The 15,093-nt window shown below is 64.3% G+C and carries 13 protein-coding genes; 7 read left to right on the forward strand and 6 right to left on the reverse strand.

What is annotated here, in order from left to right; translation table 11 throughout:
* Nucleotides 1-8: 8 nt before the first annotated feature.
* Entirely contained in the window at nucleotides 9-1,304 is a 1,296-nt protein-coding gene (locus V6B08_RS18515; protein ID WP_341983661.1) for a peptidoglycan DD-metalloendopeptidase family protein, read from the forward strand.
* Between the two features lie 795 nt (nucleotides 1,305-2,099).
* Here the strand turns inward: V6B08_RS18515 and V6B08_RS18520 are convergent.
* Nucleotides 2,100-2,984, reverse strand: coding sequence for an ATP-binding protein (locus tag V6B08_RS18520; RefSeq protein WP_341983663.1), 885 nt, complete (start codon nucleotides 2,982-2,984; stop codon nucleotides 2,100-2,102).
* 217 nt (nucleotides 2,985-3,201) lie between these two features.
* Between V6B08_RS18520 and V6B08_RS18525 the strand changes: the two genes are divergently transcribed.
* The 6 genes from V6B08_RS18525 to V6B08_RS18550 all read left to right on the forward strand — a co-directional run bounded on the left by V6B08_RS18525 (nucleotide 3,202) and on the right by V6B08_RS18550 (nucleotide 9,787).
* Nucleotides 3,202-4,635, forward strand: a complete 1,434-nt coding sequence (locus V6B08_RS18525; protein ID WP_341983666.1) for an NAD-dependent succinate-semialdehyde dehydrogenase — start codon at nucleotides 3,202-3,204, stop codon at nucleotides 4,633-4,635.
* Nucleotides 4,636-4,912: 277 nt separating this feature from the next.
* A complete protein-coding gene (locus V6B08_RS18530; protein ID WP_341983668.1) occupies nucleotides 4,913-7,132 on the forward strand; it encodes a TonB-dependent receptor in 2,220 nt (739 codons plus the stop codon).
* Nucleotides 7,133-7,158: 26 nt separating this feature from the next.
* Complete coding sequence (locus V6B08_RS18535; protein WP_341983671.1) at nucleotides 7,159-7,842, forward strand: Fe2+-dependent dioxygenase; 684 nt, start codon at nucleotides 7,159-7,161, stop codon at nucleotides 7,840-7,842.
* A gap of 24 nt (nucleotides 7,843-7,866) precedes the next feature.
* Nucleotides 7,867-8,571: a MotA/TolQ/ExbB proton channel family protein gene (locus V6B08_RS18540; RefSeq protein ID WP_341983673.1), complete on the forward strand. Its 705-nt coding sequence runs from the start codon at nucleotides 7,867-7,869 to the stop codon at nucleotides 8,569-8,571.
* A 5-nt stretch (nucleotides 8,572-8,576) separates the two neighbouring features.
* Nucleotides 8,577-9,041, forward strand: a complete 465-nt coding sequence (locus tag V6B08_RS18545; RefSeq protein ID WP_341983675.1) for an ExbD/TolR family protein — start codon at nucleotides 8,577-8,579, stop codon at nucleotides 9,039-9,041.
* Nucleotides 9,042-9,043: 2 nt separating this feature from the next.
* Nucleotides 9,044-9,787 carry an energy transducer TonB gene (locus V6B08_RS18550; RefSeq protein WP_341983678.1) on the forward strand — a complete coding sequence of 248 codons (744 nt, stop codon included), beginning with the start codon at nucleotides 9,044-9,046 and terminating at the stop codon, nucleotides 9,785-9,787.
* A 27-nt stretch (nucleotides 9,788-9,814) separates the two neighbouring features.
* Here the strand turns inward: V6B08_RS18550 and chrA are convergent, their stop codons facing one another.
* From chrA to pyrC, 5 genes are all read right to left on the reverse strand, one after another.
* Nucleotides 9,815-11,101, reverse strand: a complete 1,287-nt coding sequence (chrA, locus tag V6B08_RS18555) for a chromate efflux transporter (protein WP_341983680.1) — start codon at nucleotides 11,099-11,101, stop codon at nucleotides 9,815-9,817.
* Nucleotides 11,102-11,109: 8 nt separating this feature from the next.
* Nucleotides 11,110-11,910 (reverse strand): chromate resistance protein ChrB domain-containing protein, encoded by an 801-nt coding sequence (locus V6B08_RS18560; RefSeq protein WP_341983682.1) that lies wholly within the window; start codon nucleotides 11,908-11,910, stop codon nucleotides 11,110-11,112.
* Nucleotides 11,911-12,052: 142 nt separating this feature from the next.
* Nucleotides 12,053-13,168: a DNA-processing protein DprA gene (gene dprA, locus V6B08_RS18565; RefSeq protein ID WP_341983685.1), complete on the reverse strand. Its 1,116-nt coding sequence runs from the start codon at nucleotides 13,166-13,168 to the stop codon at nucleotides 12,053-12,055.
* Nucleotides 13,155-13,784, reverse strand: a complete 630-nt coding sequence (plsY, locus tag V6B08_RS18570) for a glycerol-3-phosphate 1-O-acyltransferase PlsY (protein WP_341983687.1) — start codon at nucleotides 13,782-13,784, stop codon at nucleotides 13,155-13,157. Before plsY ends, dprA begins: the two co-directional genes overlap by 14 nt.
* The gene (gene pyrC / locus V6B08_RS18575; protein ID WP_341983689.1) at nucleotides 13,781-15,088 is read right to left on the reverse strand and encodes a dihydroorotase; all 1,308 of its coding nucleotides are present in this window, start codon (nucleotides 15,086-15,088) and stop codon (nucleotides 13,781-13,783) included. Before pyrC ends, plsY begins: the two co-directional genes overlap by 4 nt.
* Nucleotides 15,089-15,093 lie beyond the last annotated feature (5 nt).

The following is a 15,093-nucleotide window of genomic DNA, read 5'->3' on the forward strand; positions in this document are numbered from 1 at the left end:
GTGCTCCGGTGGTCATTGGTTCGAACCTCAAGAGCCTGCGTTTCGTTGTCCCGGCCGTCGCCCTATTGCTTGGCGCCTGCGGCCAGCAGCCGCCGGCCCCCGTCACCTTCAATCACCGCCTCGGCCCGGCCCAGGAGCAGCAGCCGGCCTATGCCAGCCGCCGTACCGCACCGGCACCCGTGGCCATGGCTGCGGCCGATAGTGCCGGCGGCGATATCACCGTGCAGCGCGGCGATACGCTTTATGGCCTGGCGCGCCAGCACAATATTTCGGCCCGCGCCCTGATCGACGCCAACGGCCTGCAGGAACCCTACAATCTGCAAATCGGCCAGCGCCTGCATCTGCCGGGCGGTGCCGTAAGCAATGACCGCGTGCATGTCGTGCAGCGCGAGGCGCCGGCTGTCGTCGCGGCTGCGCCTGCACCGGCGGCCCGGAGTTCCAGCGGCTTGGCCCAGTCTTCCTACGCCTTGTCACCGGCCCCGGTGGCGCCGGCCCTCAGCGGCACCGGCGTGATGGTGGAGGAATTGCCGTCGCCGACGGCCCAGCCGGCCGCGCGCCAGACTGCTGCCGCCAAGTCCGCCCCGGTAGCTACTGCCGTCGCTGCGCCGGTGGTTGCCGCCGCGCCGAAGGCCGCGCCGGCCAGCGAACCGGTGCGCGAGGAGGCTGTTGCCCAGGCCCAAGCCCAGGCCGAGCCGGAACCGCAGCCGGTTGCACAGGCGCCCGTTGCTCAAGCCCCGGCTCCTGCCGTTGCCCAGGCCTCAGTTACGGCTCCGGTTGCTGCTCCGTCGATGCCCGCCGCGCCGGTGATGGCCCCGACCCCGGCTGCTGTCGCCATGCCGCCGCAGACTTTCCCCGGCGCGCCCCGTGCCGATGACGAGCCGCCGCCGCGCGCCGGCCGCACCTTTGCCTGGCCAGTGCGTGGCCGCATCCTCTCGACCTTTGGCCAGAAGCCGGACGGCATGCACAATGACGGCATCAACATCGCCGCCCGTGCCGGTTCCGCCGTAATATCGGCGGAGAATGGCGTGGTGGTCTATTCCGGCAGCGAAGTGCGCGGCTTCGGCAATCTGGTGCTGGTGCGCCATGCCGATGGCTGGATCACCGCCTATGCCCATCTCGACCGCGTGCTGGTGCAGAAGGGTCAGAAGGTAACGCGTGGCCAGGCCATTGCCACCGTCGGTTCGTCCGGCGGTGTCGACCAGCCGCAGCTTCACTTTGAAATCCGCCGTGGCACCCAGGCCGTCGATCCGGCCAAGTTCCTCACCGTCGCGATGCTTGATCGCCGCGAGACGGCATTGGGCTGATTAGCCCGGCTGTCATCCCCGCGAAGGCGGGGATCCCATTTGGATTCATAAAAATGGGACCCTGTAAGCGCGCGAACGCCGAACGGCGTTCGCGGACGCACAGGCCCGAAGGGCTGGCGCGAGGGTGACGGACAAGGCTTACTTCGCCTTCGGGCTGTCGAGCTTGGCGCCGAGGTTCTGGGTGAATTGCCTTGGTACTTTTTCAAGGCGCAATTTCCTTCAGGATGCAAACCTACGTATATTGCACAGCAGAGCTGCAAATATTTGCAATGCAAAAGACGAGTCGGACTCAAGAACTAAAAAAGCACAAGATTGTTTCATACGAAATGTTGACTTAAAAAGTTAGGTTCGGAACCACATATTGTGTGGGCTTGCGAGTCGTTCCAGGATGTGTATAATGGAACGCAGAAGGGGTGAGGTCTACGAAACCTCACCCCCTCCAGGTTACCATCGCCATGCGGCAAAGGTGGAACCTTGGTACGCCACAGGGACGTCCCGCAAGACAATCCTACTCTGTGTCGGCCCAAAACTCAACCGCCGCACCACTTGAGCCCCCCAGATTGGGCTTGATTAGGAGTATGGATCATGACCCGAGTTCCGCTTGGCACTAAAGCTCGCACAGGTGAAATTTGCCCTGAGAGTGGCGTATGGAAAGTGGACGGTAATCCGTCTACGACCGCGCCAATCGCAAAGGGCGACCGCATGCCGCCGTATAATGGTAGCGCAGTTGTTTGGATTCTCACGCAGTACGCGTAAGTATCAGGACGATTTGCATGAATAGGGGGGGAGACCCCCCTATTTTTTTTCTAATTTAGCGCCCAGCCGGCCGGCGAGGTCCTGGATGAACTGCCAGGCGACGCGGCCGGAGCGCGAACCACGCGTCATCGACCATTCCACGGCTTCGGCGCGCAGGCGCTTCTGATCGATCTTCAGGCCATAGGCGGCGACATAGGCGTCGAGCATGGCGAAATAGTCTTCCTGGCTGCAGCTATGGAAGCCGAGCCAGAGGCCGAAGCGGTCGGACAGCGACACCTTCTCTTCCACCGCTTCGCCGGGATTGATCGCCGTCGAACGCTCGTTATCCACCATGTCGCGCGGCAGCAGGTGGCGGCGGTTCGAGGTGGCGTAGAAGATCACATTGTCGGGCCGGCCCTCGATGCCGCCTTCCAGCACCGCCTTCAGCGACTTGTAATGCTGGTCCTCGGCATCAAAAGAGAGATCGTCGCAGAACAGGATGAAGCGGCGCTTCGAGTTGCGGAGCTGCTTCAGCAATTCGGGCAGGGTGGGGATGTCCTCGCGGTGGATTTCCACCAGCGCCACCGTGCCCGGCTTCTCGGCATTCACGGCACCGAGCGCGGCCTTCACCAGCGAACTCTTGCCCATGCCGCGCGCACCCCAGAGCAGGGCATTGTTGGCCGGCAGGCCGCGCGCGAAGCGGCGGGTGTTGTCGAGCAGGATGTCGCTCACGCGCTCGATGCCGCGCAGCAGCTTGAACGGCACGGCGTTGATCTTGTTGACCGGCTCCAGCCAGCCCGGAAGCGGTTCGGCATGCCAGACATAGGCATCGGCGGCGCGGTCGTCGAAAGCCGGCGCCTGCGGCGGCACCAGGCGCTCCAGCGCAGCGGCGATGCGCGCGAGATTCGTGGCGACGTCAGCAGCATCGGGGGCAGGCGGGGTCATGGGGGTTTTGACGGGCTTTTTCATGGTTTTTATAACGGCTTTATTTCTTTCTCGGGGGCGACATATTGCGGAGACGGCAGGGGTGGCGCAAGCCGTAGCGGTCGCTGAGGCCCAAGCGGTAGCGGTGGTTTTATGATTGCGCCATACTCCGCACCGATACGATGCCCCCCGCGCCCCAAGCATGGTCCGGTGCGGGTTTTCTTCAGGAGGAAAATAAATGTATCCCAACACCCAGCTTCATATTGGCGGTTCCTGGGTCGGCGGTGCCGCCGGCGCAACCATCCCGGTGCTGAACCCGGCCACCGGCGAAACCATCGGCACTGTTGCCAAGGCCGAGAAGGCCGATCTCGACCGGGCGCTGGCCGCCGCCGAGAAGGGCTTCCAGGTATGGAAGAAGGTCGGTGCCTTCGACCGCTACAAGACGCTGCGCAAGGCCGCCGACATCATCCGCAGCCGCGCCGACGACATCGGCAAGATCATGACCGCCGAGCAGGGCAAGCCGTTCATCGAGGCCAAGGGTGAAACCCTGCTGGCCGGTGACATCATGGACTGGTTCGCCGAAGAAGCCCGCCGCACCTATGGCCGCGTGGTGCCGCCGCGTGCCGAAGGCGTGTACCAGCTTGTGGTGAAGGAGCCGGTCGGTCCGGTCGCCGCCTTCACGCCGTGGAACTTCCCGATCAACCAGGCCGTCCGCAAGGTCTCGGCCGCCGTTGCCGCCGGCTGCTCGATCATCCTCAAGGGCCCGGAAGAGACCCCGGCTTCCTGCGCCGCCCTGGTCCAGGCCTACCTGGATGCCGGCGTGCCGGAAGGCGTGGTGCAGCTCGTCTACGGCGTGCCGTCGGAAATCTCGGAATACCTCATTCCGCATCCGGTGATCCGCAAGGTCACCTTCACCGGCTCGACCCCGGTGGGCAAGCATCTCTCGATGCTGGCGGGTGCGCATATGAAGCGCATCACCATGGAACTGGGCGGCCACGCCCCGGCTATCGTGTTTGAAGACGCAGATGTAGATACTGCCGTTAAGGTATTGTCTGCCAACAAGTTCCGCAATGCTGGCCAGGTCTGCGTCTCGCCGACCCGCTTCCTCGTGCATGAGAAGGTCTACGACCAGTTCGTGGATGGCTTCGTCAAGGTCGCCAAGGGCCTCAAGGTCGGCGACGGCATGGACAAGGATACCCGCATGGGTCCTCTGGCCAATGACCGCCGCGTGCAGGCGATGGAGATGTTCGTCAGCGATGCCGTGTCGAAGGGCGCCAAGATCCAGGCCGGCGGCAAGCGCATCGGAAACAAGGGCAACTTCTTCGAGCCGACGGTGATGACCGATGTGCCGCTGGACGCCCGCATCATGAACGAGGAGCCGTTCGGCCCGCTGGCGCCGATCAGCCCGTTCTCGGATTTCGATGCGGTGGTGAAGGAAGCCAACCGGCTGCCCTATGGCCTGGCGGCTTATGCCTATACCAAGTCGGCCAAGACGGCGGCGGCGATCGGCTCGGCCTTCGAGAGTGGGATGGTGTCGATCAACCACCACGGCCTGGCTCTGCCCGAAGTGCCGTTCGGCGGCATCAAGGATTCGGGCTTCGGCTCGGAAGGCGGCTCGGAAGCCATCGAGGCTTACCTGAACACCAAGTTCATTTCGCAGATCGGCCTCTAAGCCGGGTATCCGCGTCTATCGGAAAAGGGGGCCATCAGGCCCCCTTTTTTATTACTCATGGTACGGAATAAAATTTTCATAATCATTCCATCGGTTTATTATATTTTTATAGTGATAATGAATTGCAACAAGATTTCCGCCAAGGTACAAGCTCCGCATCCGGAGCAGGGCCCCGCGCTTTCCGGTCGATATTAACCACCCAGCCAGCCAGTTTCCGGCTTTTCCCACCGGACAGCCAGCCAGGTCAGAACCTCACCGCCATGCCGGAGGCCTGTCCATGACTGAGCAGAATCCAATCCGTAAAAACTTCACCCATTCCGTGGCGCCGCGCATCGAACGCTCGGCGCTTGGATTGATGTCGCTGTCTCGTGCCGCCGTGCTTGGCGCCGCTGCTGCCAGTATCGGCCTGCCGGCCCTGGCCCAGGAAGCGCCGACCCGGGCGCCGACCGTGTCGGTGGAAGGCGAGGCGGAGAAGCGCCCGCCGAAACAGGAAGACACGCCCGGAGACTATAAGGTGGACCGGGCCAGCTCGCCGAAATTCACCGAGCCGCTGACCGACACGCCGAAGACCGTGACGGTGATTCCGCGCGAGGTGATCGAGGAGCAGGGCATCACCAGCTTCAAGGATGCGATGCGCACCCAGCCGGGCATCACGCTCGGCACCGGCGAGGGCGGCAATTCCTATGGCGACCGCATCATCATCCGTGGCTTCGAGGCACGTGGCGACGTGTTCCTGGATGGCCAGCGCGATCCGGGTGCGGGCGTGCGTGAAATCTTCAACACCGAGCGTGTTGAGATCAGCAAGGGGCCGGGTTCGTCCTATACCGGCCGCGGGTCCACCGGCGGCACGGTGAACATCGTATCGAAGGAGCCGAAGGCACAGGATTTCATTGCCGGCGATGTCAGCTATGGCAACGGCAATACCAAGCGCCTGACCGCCGATGTGAATCAGAATATAGACGACATGGCCTTGCGCGTGAATGCCATGTGGCATGAGGGCGAAATAGCGGGCCGTGGTCCGGTGTATAGCGACCGCTGGGGTTTCGCGCCGTCGCTGACACTCGGCATGAACCGCGAAACCTCGATGACCTTCAGCTATTACCACATCACCATCGACCAGTTGCCGGATTACGGCGTGCCGTGGGATGCGCGTAATCGCCAGCCCTTTGGTGGTGGCTTCTACGGTCTGGTGAATCGCGATTTCCAGCATGTGGAAGCCGATATTTTCACCGCGCGCATCGATCATGAGATCAACTATGCGATGAAGCTGCGGCACCAGATGCGGATTGGCCTCACCACCAACGATTACATTGTGTCGGCGCCCGAAAGTCCGAATTTCACTGCCGGTACGGTGAATGCCTCGGCCAAGACGCGCAACCAGGACAACACGTCCTATGCCAGCCAGACCGACCTGACCTGGGATTTCGCTACCGGCGAGTACGACCACACGCTGGTTACCGGCATCGAAGTGAGCCGCGACCGTGCCAAGAATCGCGGTTACGCAGTGACGCCAACCAACGTGTCGCAGAATATCTATAATCCAAACCCTTATCAGCCCTGGACCGGCTTGGTCATGCCAAGCCCGAACTATACCGATATCGTGGCGGTGAATGCTGCTGCCTATGTGTTCGATACGGTCAAGTTGAACAAGCAATGGCAGGTGATGGGCGGTCTGCGCTTCGACGACTACGATGCCAAGATCGACACCAACAACAACGCCACGAATAATCTTGGCGTTCATAACCGCTTCTTCTCCTGGCAGGGCGGCGTCGTGTACAAGCCGGCGCCGAATGGCAGCGTCTACCTGTCCTATGGTACCTCGGCCAATCCATCGGGCGAGAACCTTGATGCCGCGACGGATGCCGCCTATGGCGGCTTCTCGGCCGCCACCACCGGCCTGGATCCGGAGCGCAGCGTCAGCTACGAACTCGGCACCAAATGGGATCTGTTCGATGGCGGCCTGGCGGTGACCTCGGCATTGTTCCGCACCGACAAGACCAACATGCGTGTTGCCAATCCTGGCGGCGGCCAGAATGTGCTCGATGGCGAGGCCCGGGTGCAGGGCCTGGAAGTCGAACTGGCCGGCAAGATTACCGACAAGTGGAAGGTGTTTGGCGGCTATGCCCTGCTGGACCATGAGATCCTCAAGTCGACCGTCCGCACTGATATCGGCAAGCGGCTCGCCAATGTCGCCGATCATCAGCTAAGTCTTTGGACAACTTATGATCTGACCCCGGACTGGACCTTTGGCCTGGGCGCCTTCTATGTCAGCTCGCGCAAGGGCGGCACGCTGGCCTCCAACGACACCGAAGCGCCGGAATACTGGCGTTTTGATGCCATGGCGAGCTACAAGGTGAACCAGAACGTGTCCCTGCGACTGAATGTCCAGAACCTGTTCGATGAACTCTATTATGATGCGACCTATCGTAGTGCCACGCCGTTCACCCATGTGGCGCCTGGTCGTACCATCTTGCTGACATCGGCTTTCAAGTTCTGAGCTGAAGCATAAGGATCTCGCCCGCGATGATGCTGCATATCCCCGCCGTGCTGACAAAGCAGCAGGTCGCCTATTGCCGGCAGGCAATGGCGCAGGCGGAATGGATTGATGGCGCCGTCACCGCGGGCGAGCAATCCAGCCAGGTGAAGCGGAACCGGCAATTGCCCGAGGAAAGCCCGCTGGCGGTGGAACTCGGCAACCTGATCCTGGATGCGCTGGCCGATGCGCCGCTGTTCATTTCAGCGGCCTTGCCGCTGAAAACCTTCCCGCCGCTGTTCAACCGGTATGAAGGCGGCGAGACCTTCGGTTTCCATATCGACAATGCGATCCGTGGCGTGCGCGGTACGCCGCATCGGGTGCGCACCGATCTGTCGGCAACGCTGTTCCTGGCCGAGCCTGAAGAATATGACGGCGGTGAACTGGTGGTCGAGGATACCTATGGCAGCCATGAGGCCAAGTTGCCGGCAGGCGACATGGTGCTTTATCCGGCTTCCAGCCTGCACAAGGTGCGGCCGGTCACGCGCGGGGCCCGCATCGCTTCTTTTTTCTGGATGCAAAGCATGATCCGGGATGACGGCCAGCGCCAGATGCTGTTCGAACTCGACAGCACCATCCAGGAGCTTGGTGCGCGCCACGGCCTGAACGACCCGGCGGTGGTGCGGCTTACCGGCATCTATCATAACCTGTTGCGCCGCTGGGCTGATGCCTGAGGCTGTGAGAATGAGGAAAGTGTAATGACCGAGTTGACGCCGGCTCTGACCGACCATTCCATGTTCGGCCTGTTCTTGCAGGCGGATATCATCGTCAAGGCGGTGATGTGCCTGCTGCTGCTGGCGTCCATCGCCTGCTGGGCAATCATGATCGACAAGGCGGTGTCGTTGCGCCGCCTGAAGCGCGAGGCGGAGGTTTTCGAGGCCGCGGTGCAGCAGGGCAATGGTGTGCCGGCGGAAGCGGCCCTCGGCCCGGTGGCACGTGCTGCCTACCAGGCGGCGGTGGCGGAATGGCATGACCGCGAAGGCGAGGAAAGCCGCAAGGAGCGCCGCGAGCGGATTGAGCGCGCGATGCGTGCAAGCTTCGCCGCCGAACTGCGCCGCATCGAGCCGGGCCTGCCGTTTCTCGCCACGCTTGGTTCGGCAGCGCCGTTCATTGGCCTGTTCGGCACAGTGTGGGGCATCATGAACAGCTTCACGGCGATTGCGCGCTCGAACGACACCTCGCTGGCGGTGGTGGCGCCCGGCATCGCGGAAGCCCTGCTCGCCACCGCGCTCGGCCTTGTCGCGGCGATCCCTGCCGTGGTTGCCTACAACAAGTTCGCTACCGATTTGGGCCGCGTCGGCCAGCGCTTCAACGCCGGCATTGGCAAGGTCGGCAATGCCCTGGCCCGTGACACCCTGCTGGCACGGGATGGCAAGCCCCGCGCCACCCGGGCAGCCGAGTAAGCGCCATGGCGATGGGCTCCATGGGCGCCGGCCCGGCCGGCGACAGCGAAGACGAACTCGGCGATGGCGGCTACCGCCCGCTCGCCGAGATCAATGTGACGCCGCTGGTAGATGTCATGCTGGTGCTGCTGATCGTGTTCATGGTCGCGGCGCCGCTGATGATGGTCGGCGTACCGCTGAAACTGCCCAAGACCAGTGCCGAGCGGGTGACGCCGGCGCCGGATCCGCTGGTGCTCTCCGTTGACCGCGATGGCAAGCTGTTCATCCGCAAGGAGCCGGTGGAAGAGGCGGCGCTGGTGCAGACGCTCAGCGCGCTCCGCGGCGGCGATCCCAACAAGGTGATCTATGTGCGCGGCGACAAGCAGATCGACTATGGCCGTATCATGCAGGTGATGGGTTTGGTCGGCGAGGCGGGGTATTCGCGTATTTCACTGGTCGCTGAAGGCCAGGAGAAGAGTGAGGCGCGCTAAGCATGTCGTGGCGTAGCTGGGGCATTTCCGTGGTGTTGCACGGCGCTGCGCTCGGCGGCTTGCTGGTGGTGCTGGATGGCCCCAGGCCGCTGGATGCCCGTGGCGAGGAATTGCCCAGCATCGCCATCCAGCTTGCCAGCCTGCCGCCACCGCCGCCTGCACCCGCGCCACCACCACCACCGCCGCCAGTGGTGGAGCAGCCTATGCCGGTGATCGAGTCCAAGGCGCCGGAGCCGCTGCCCGAGCCGGAACCGCCGCCACCGCCGCCGAAACCGAAGCTGAGGCCACCGCCGCCGCAAAAGGTGGAAACCCTGCCGCCGCCCAAGCCGGTGGAAGCACCGCCGCAGCCGGTGCAGCAGGCCATGGTGGCGCCGGCTCCCGTGCCGGCATCGCCGAGCACACAGACGGCAGCCGTTGCCGCTCCGCCTGCTGCCGTGGCCACCGGCAATCCCAATGCCGAGCAGGATTATCTGGCGCGGCTATCCATCGCGCTGGAGAAGTACAAGGATTATCCGCGCCGCGCCGTGCTGCGCAATCTCGAAGGCGTGCCGCAATTGCGCTTCACGCTCGACCGTGAGGGTCGTGTCATTGCCTTCGCGCTGCATCGCAGCTCGGGCAGCGAAATCCTGGATGAAGCCGCGCTGGATATGATCAAGCGCGCCAAGACGCTGCCGGCTTTTCCAGAGGAGATCACCCGCGACCGCTGGGAGATCGTCGTTCCCGTGCGCTTCAGTTTGAAGCGCTAAAGAAAAGCGTCGCTTCAGTATGAAGCGCTAGAGCAAATGCTTCACCGCCACGCCGATAATCGCCGCCAGGCTTAAGAGCCAGCCAAGGCCGAGATTGAAGCGCAAAGCCGCCACCAGGGCGATGACGCTCATGATCGCGGCGGTGATGTCGAGATGCCCCCAGTCCAGAATGCCATCCTTGAACACCACATGCAGGCCGAACCAGACCGCCAGATTCAGGATCACGCCGACTACGGCGGCTGTGATCGCGGTAAGGGCGTGGTTCAGTGCCGCGACATGGCGCAGGCGCTCGACATAAGGCGCGCCGAGAAAGATCCAGAGAAAGCAGGGCACGAAAGTGACCCAGGTGGCGAGCGTGCCGCCGATCAGCCCGCCGAGCCATTGCGGCTCGATGCCGCTGAGGCGGAAGCTGGCGAGATAACCGACGAAGGTAAGCACCAGGATCAGCGGACCCGGCGTGGTTTCAGCCAGCCCCAGCCCGTCCACCATTTCCGCCGGGCTGAGCCAGCCGAAGGCCTGCACCGCCTGTTGCCCGACATAGGCCAGCACGGCATAGGCGCCGCCGAACGTGACCACCGCCATCTCGCTGAAGAACACCGCGATGCGGCTCAGCACATGGCTTTCGCCATAGAGCAGATGCAGGCCCAGTACCGGCAGGCCCCAGAGCAAGGCGAATACCATCAGGATGATCAAGTTGCGCTGGAGTGTTGGCGGTACGCTCGGCAGCACATCGGCATCCGCCTTGATGCCGCCCGGCAGGATGCTTTCCGGCTTGCTGCGCCCGATCAGCCAGCCGGCCAGCGCCGCTGCCAGGATGATCAGCGGGAAGGGCAGCTTGATCGCGAAAATGGCGATGAAGCTCAAGGCAGCGATGCCGAGCAGCAGCCGCGTCTTGATTGCACGCTTCGCCACCCGCACCACGGCTTGCGCGACGATGGCCAGCACCGCGGCCTGCAGGCCATAGAAGATGCCGCCGATCAGCGGCACTTCGCGCCATAATGCATAGACCGTTGCCAGGCCGAGGATCAGCAGGAAACCCGGCAGGATGAACAGCAGGCCGGCAACAACGCCGCCCCAGGCGCGATGCAGCAGCCAGCCGATATAGGTGGCTAGCTGCTGGGCTTCCGGTCCCGGCAGGAGCATGCAGAAATTCAGCGCATGCAGGAATTGCGGCTCACTAACCCATTTCTTTTCGTCGACCACCACGCGGTGCATCAGGGCAATCTGACCGGCGGGGCCGCCGAAGCTCAGGAACCCGATTTTCGCCCAGACGCGAAATGCTTCCCAGAAACTCGGCTTGATATCGCGCATCATACTGTTCCTCACGCGCCCGGCTGCCAGGCATGGCGTTCACTGCTCGCGCTGGCGCACCAAGCATAGAGAGCATCGTATATCGGCATGGCTGCTGCCAACATCTGGTCATCATCCTGCAACATCGCGGAAAGCCCGAGTGATAGCGCCAGCAGCCCGGCCGATTGCGGCGCCAGGTCCAGGCGGTCGGTATCGGCCCCGCGCACGATCAGCGCCAAGTGGGCGAGGGCGGGATCGCCGCCCAGGCCATGGCGGGCGATGAAGGCATCGAAGCTGCACAAGTCGCCGGCATGGCTGTAGGCGGTATCCGGTATGTCGAAAGGTTCGGCGCCAAGCCGCTGGCCCTCTGCGCGCACGCTTTCCGCCGGCACATAGTGGATCACGGCATCGGGGTCAATAAAACGGCGCACCAGCCAGGGACAGGCAATCCGGTCGATCTTTGGCCGTGTCCGCGTGATCCATTGGCTTGGCCTGGCCGGTGGCTTCTTGCCCAGCGGCAGCCCGGCTTCGCGCCAGGCTTCGATGCCGCCGGCGAGATAGACCGCGTCGTGGCCGTGATTGCGCAACGCCTGGGCCGCATTCTGGCTCACTTCATGGCCATGCACGCAATAGACCACGATGCGGCTGCCGGCTGGAATGGCGCCATGCCATTCCGCGAGCTTCTCGGGATCTCGCCGGCAGGCACCGCGGATGACCTCGCCGGCTTCGGCGTAGCGCACCTCGCGGCGCACATCGATCAGAACAGGAAAACGCCCCAGGGTAATATCCTGGGCCAGTTCGGCGGGGGTTATAGCGGGAAGTGTTGTTTCCATGGCACACCTTCTTTCCGCCCTGGTCGCAGGGCGGGAGTTGAAGGCGGTGCTTGGAAACCCTGAGCCGGGTTGGGTTGAGGCCGGCTGCGAGCATCTGACGGGGAGACCGCGTTGCCCCCGTGGCTGACAGCATAGCAGTTTTTCAGACCAAGGAAACCTTGTTGCCGCGATGCCGCTGCAGGCGGCCAGCCAACTCGCGCTCCAGCAGCACCATCTGCACGATGGCCGGGCTGTAGCCGCTCAGGCGGATCAGTTCGTCGATATCCACCGGGCTCGGCGACAGCAATTCCTCGATGCGGGCATGGGCGGCGGCGACTTCGTGATCGGCGGGCGGCTCTGGCGGCGCGGCGCGGAAGGGGCGGGACGGCGCGAACAGGTCCGCCTGCAGCAGCGGCTGGATCACCGCCAGCACGTCGTCGATGCGCTCGACCAGGGCGGCGCCCTGGCGGATCAGGTCGTTGCTGCCATGGCAGCGCGGATCGAGCGGCGACCCCGGCACCGCCATTACCTCGCGGCCCTGCTGGGCGGCGAAGCGGGCGGTGATCAGCGAGCCGGATTTCATCGCCGCTTCCACCACCAGCACCCCCAGGCTGGCGCCCGAGATCAGCCGGTTGCGGCGCGGGAAATGCTGTGGCTTCACGCCGGTACCGAACGGCATTTCGGCATAGATCGCGCCGGTGGTGCTGAGCCGTCCGTGCAGGTCGGCATTCTCTGGCGGGAACACCACGTCGATACCGGCACCGATGAAGGCATAGGTGGCACCATTCACGGCGAGCGCGCCCTCATGGGCGGCGCGGTCGATGCCGCGTGCCAGGCCGGAAATCACCGCCAGATCCTGGCGTGCGATCTCGGCGGCGAGGTCGCGGGTGAAACGCTGCCCGATGGCGGAAGCATTGCGTGCGCCGACAATGGCGACGCCGGGCTTTTGCGCCAGGGTCGCCTGGCCGTGCAGGGTGAGGATCGGCGGCGCGTCGTCGATGCTGGCCAGTCTGGCGGGATAGGCCGGTTCGCCCCAGGCGACCAGCCGCGCACCATGGCGGCGCACGGCTTCCGCTTCGGCCTCGGCTTCTGCCTGGCTGGCAATCGTGAGGCTGCGTTTGCCGCCGCGCCGCGCCAGATCGGGCAGGGCCTTCAGTGCCGCCGCAGCAGAGCCGAAGCGGTCGAGCAACTGGTGGAAGGTGATGGGGCCGACATTCTCGCTGCGGATCAGACGCAGCCAGTCGAGCCTTTCGGCATCCGGCAGCTCACGCGCCGCCATCTGCTTTCTTCTTGCCGATCTTCGGTTCCTCGCCCTTGAGCAGGCGGGCGATATTCTGGTGATGCCGGATGAAGACCAGCACCGCCATCACGGCGCAGAGCAAGGCGACGCCCAAGGCTTGTGAGGGGGGCGATACCAGAAACCAGGCAAACAGCGGACTAAGCGCGGCGGCGAGCAGGGCCGAGAGCGAGGAGAGGCGGCTGACGGCGGCGACCAGCAGCCAGGTGCCGCAGCAGAGCAGGCCGAGCGGCCAGTAGAGGCCGAGGGTGACACCCAGGAAGGTGGCGACGCCCTTGCCGCCGTTGAATTTCAGCCAAACCGGAAACAGATGCCCGACGAAGGCTGCGAAGGCAGCGACAATCATCAGGTCCGGACCGCCGAAATACTGGCCCAGGACCGCCGCCAGCGTGCCTTTGCCGCCATCGAGGATCAGGGTGGCCAGCGCCAGGTCCTTGCGGCCGGTGCGCAGCACATTGGTGGCGCCGATATTGCCCGAGCCAATGGCGCGGATATCGCCGAGGCCCGCCAGCTTGGTCAGCACCAGGCCGAACGGGATCGAGCCGAGCGCATAGCCGCAGGATAGAGCCAGCAGGATGTAAGCTGTATCGAGGCTCATTGGCCGTCCCGCTTGCGCTGGAACACGGTGTTGCCACCAACCACGGTACGCAGCACATGGCCTTGCACGCGGCGGCCGTCATAGGGCGAATTCTTGGCCTTCGAGCGCAGCTTCTTGGCGTCGATCTTCCACGGCGCGTCGAGATCGAACAGCAACAGGTCGGCGGGTGCGCCCGGTGCCAGGCGGCCGCTCTCAAGCTTCAGCAGCTTGGCCGGCTTGTAGGTGAGGCAGGCGAGCAGGGGCAGCAACGGCATGTCGCCCGAGTGATAGAGGCCGAGGGTGAGCGGCAGCAGCGTTTCCAGGCCGATGGCACCGAAAGCTGCCTGGGCGAAGGGCAGGCGCTTGCTTTCCGGATCCTGCGGCGCGTGGGCCGAGGAAATCACGTCGATGGTGCCGTCCTGCAGGGCTTCCACCACGGCGCGGCGGTCATCCTCGTGGCGCAGCGGCGGCTTCACCTTGGCGAAGGTGCGGTAATCGCCGATATCGAATTCGTTGAGCGCGAAATTATGCACGGCGGCGCCGGCGGTGAGGCGCAGGCCGCGCGCCTTGGCCTGGCGGGCCGTTTCCAGCGCATCCCGGGTCGAGAGATGCGCCGCATGCAGGCGGCCACGGGTGATTTCCAGCAGCCGGATATCGCGTTCCAGCATGATCACCTCGGCAGCGGCCGGTATGCCGGGCAGGCCGAGGCGGGCGGAAACCTCGCCCTCGTTCATGGCACCATCGGTACTGAGCTTCGGCTCCTCGCAGGGCTGGATCAGCAGCAGGTCGAACACCGTGGCATAGGACAGCGCACGGCGCATCACGCGGGCATCCGAAATGGCATGCTCGCCATCGGTGAAGGCAACGGCGCCGGCCTCGGCGAGCAGGCCGAACTCGGTCATTTCCTTGCCATGCGTGCCCTTGGTGGCGGCGGCGGCGGGCAGCACGCGCACCACGGCGCTGGCTTCGGCGCGGCGGGAAATGAATTCCACCAGCGCCACCTCGTCGATCACCGGATCGGTATTCGGCATCGCCACTACCGTGGTAATGCCGCCGGCGGCAGCCGCACGCGCGCCCGTCGCCAGCGTTTCCTGGTGTTCGGCGCCCGGCTCGCGCAGCCAGACATGCATGTCGATCAGGCCGGGACTGAGGCAATGCCCCTGGCAGTCGATGGTCTCGGTTTCGCTGCCCAGGCTGGTGACGGCCAGGCGCGGCCCGAGATCGAGGATGCGATCGCCCTCGGTGAGCAGCGCCCCCTTCACATCGAGCCCGGTAGCGGGGTCGAGCAGGCGCGCGTTGGTATACAGCGTCCGGCGGCGCGGCATGGTGC

This window comes from Ferrovibrio sp. MS7 (assembly GCF_038404985.1).
Classification (GTDB): domain Bacteria; phylum Pseudomonadota; class Alphaproteobacteria; order Ferrovibrionales; family Ferrovibrionaceae; genus Ferrovibrio; species Ferrovibrio plantarum.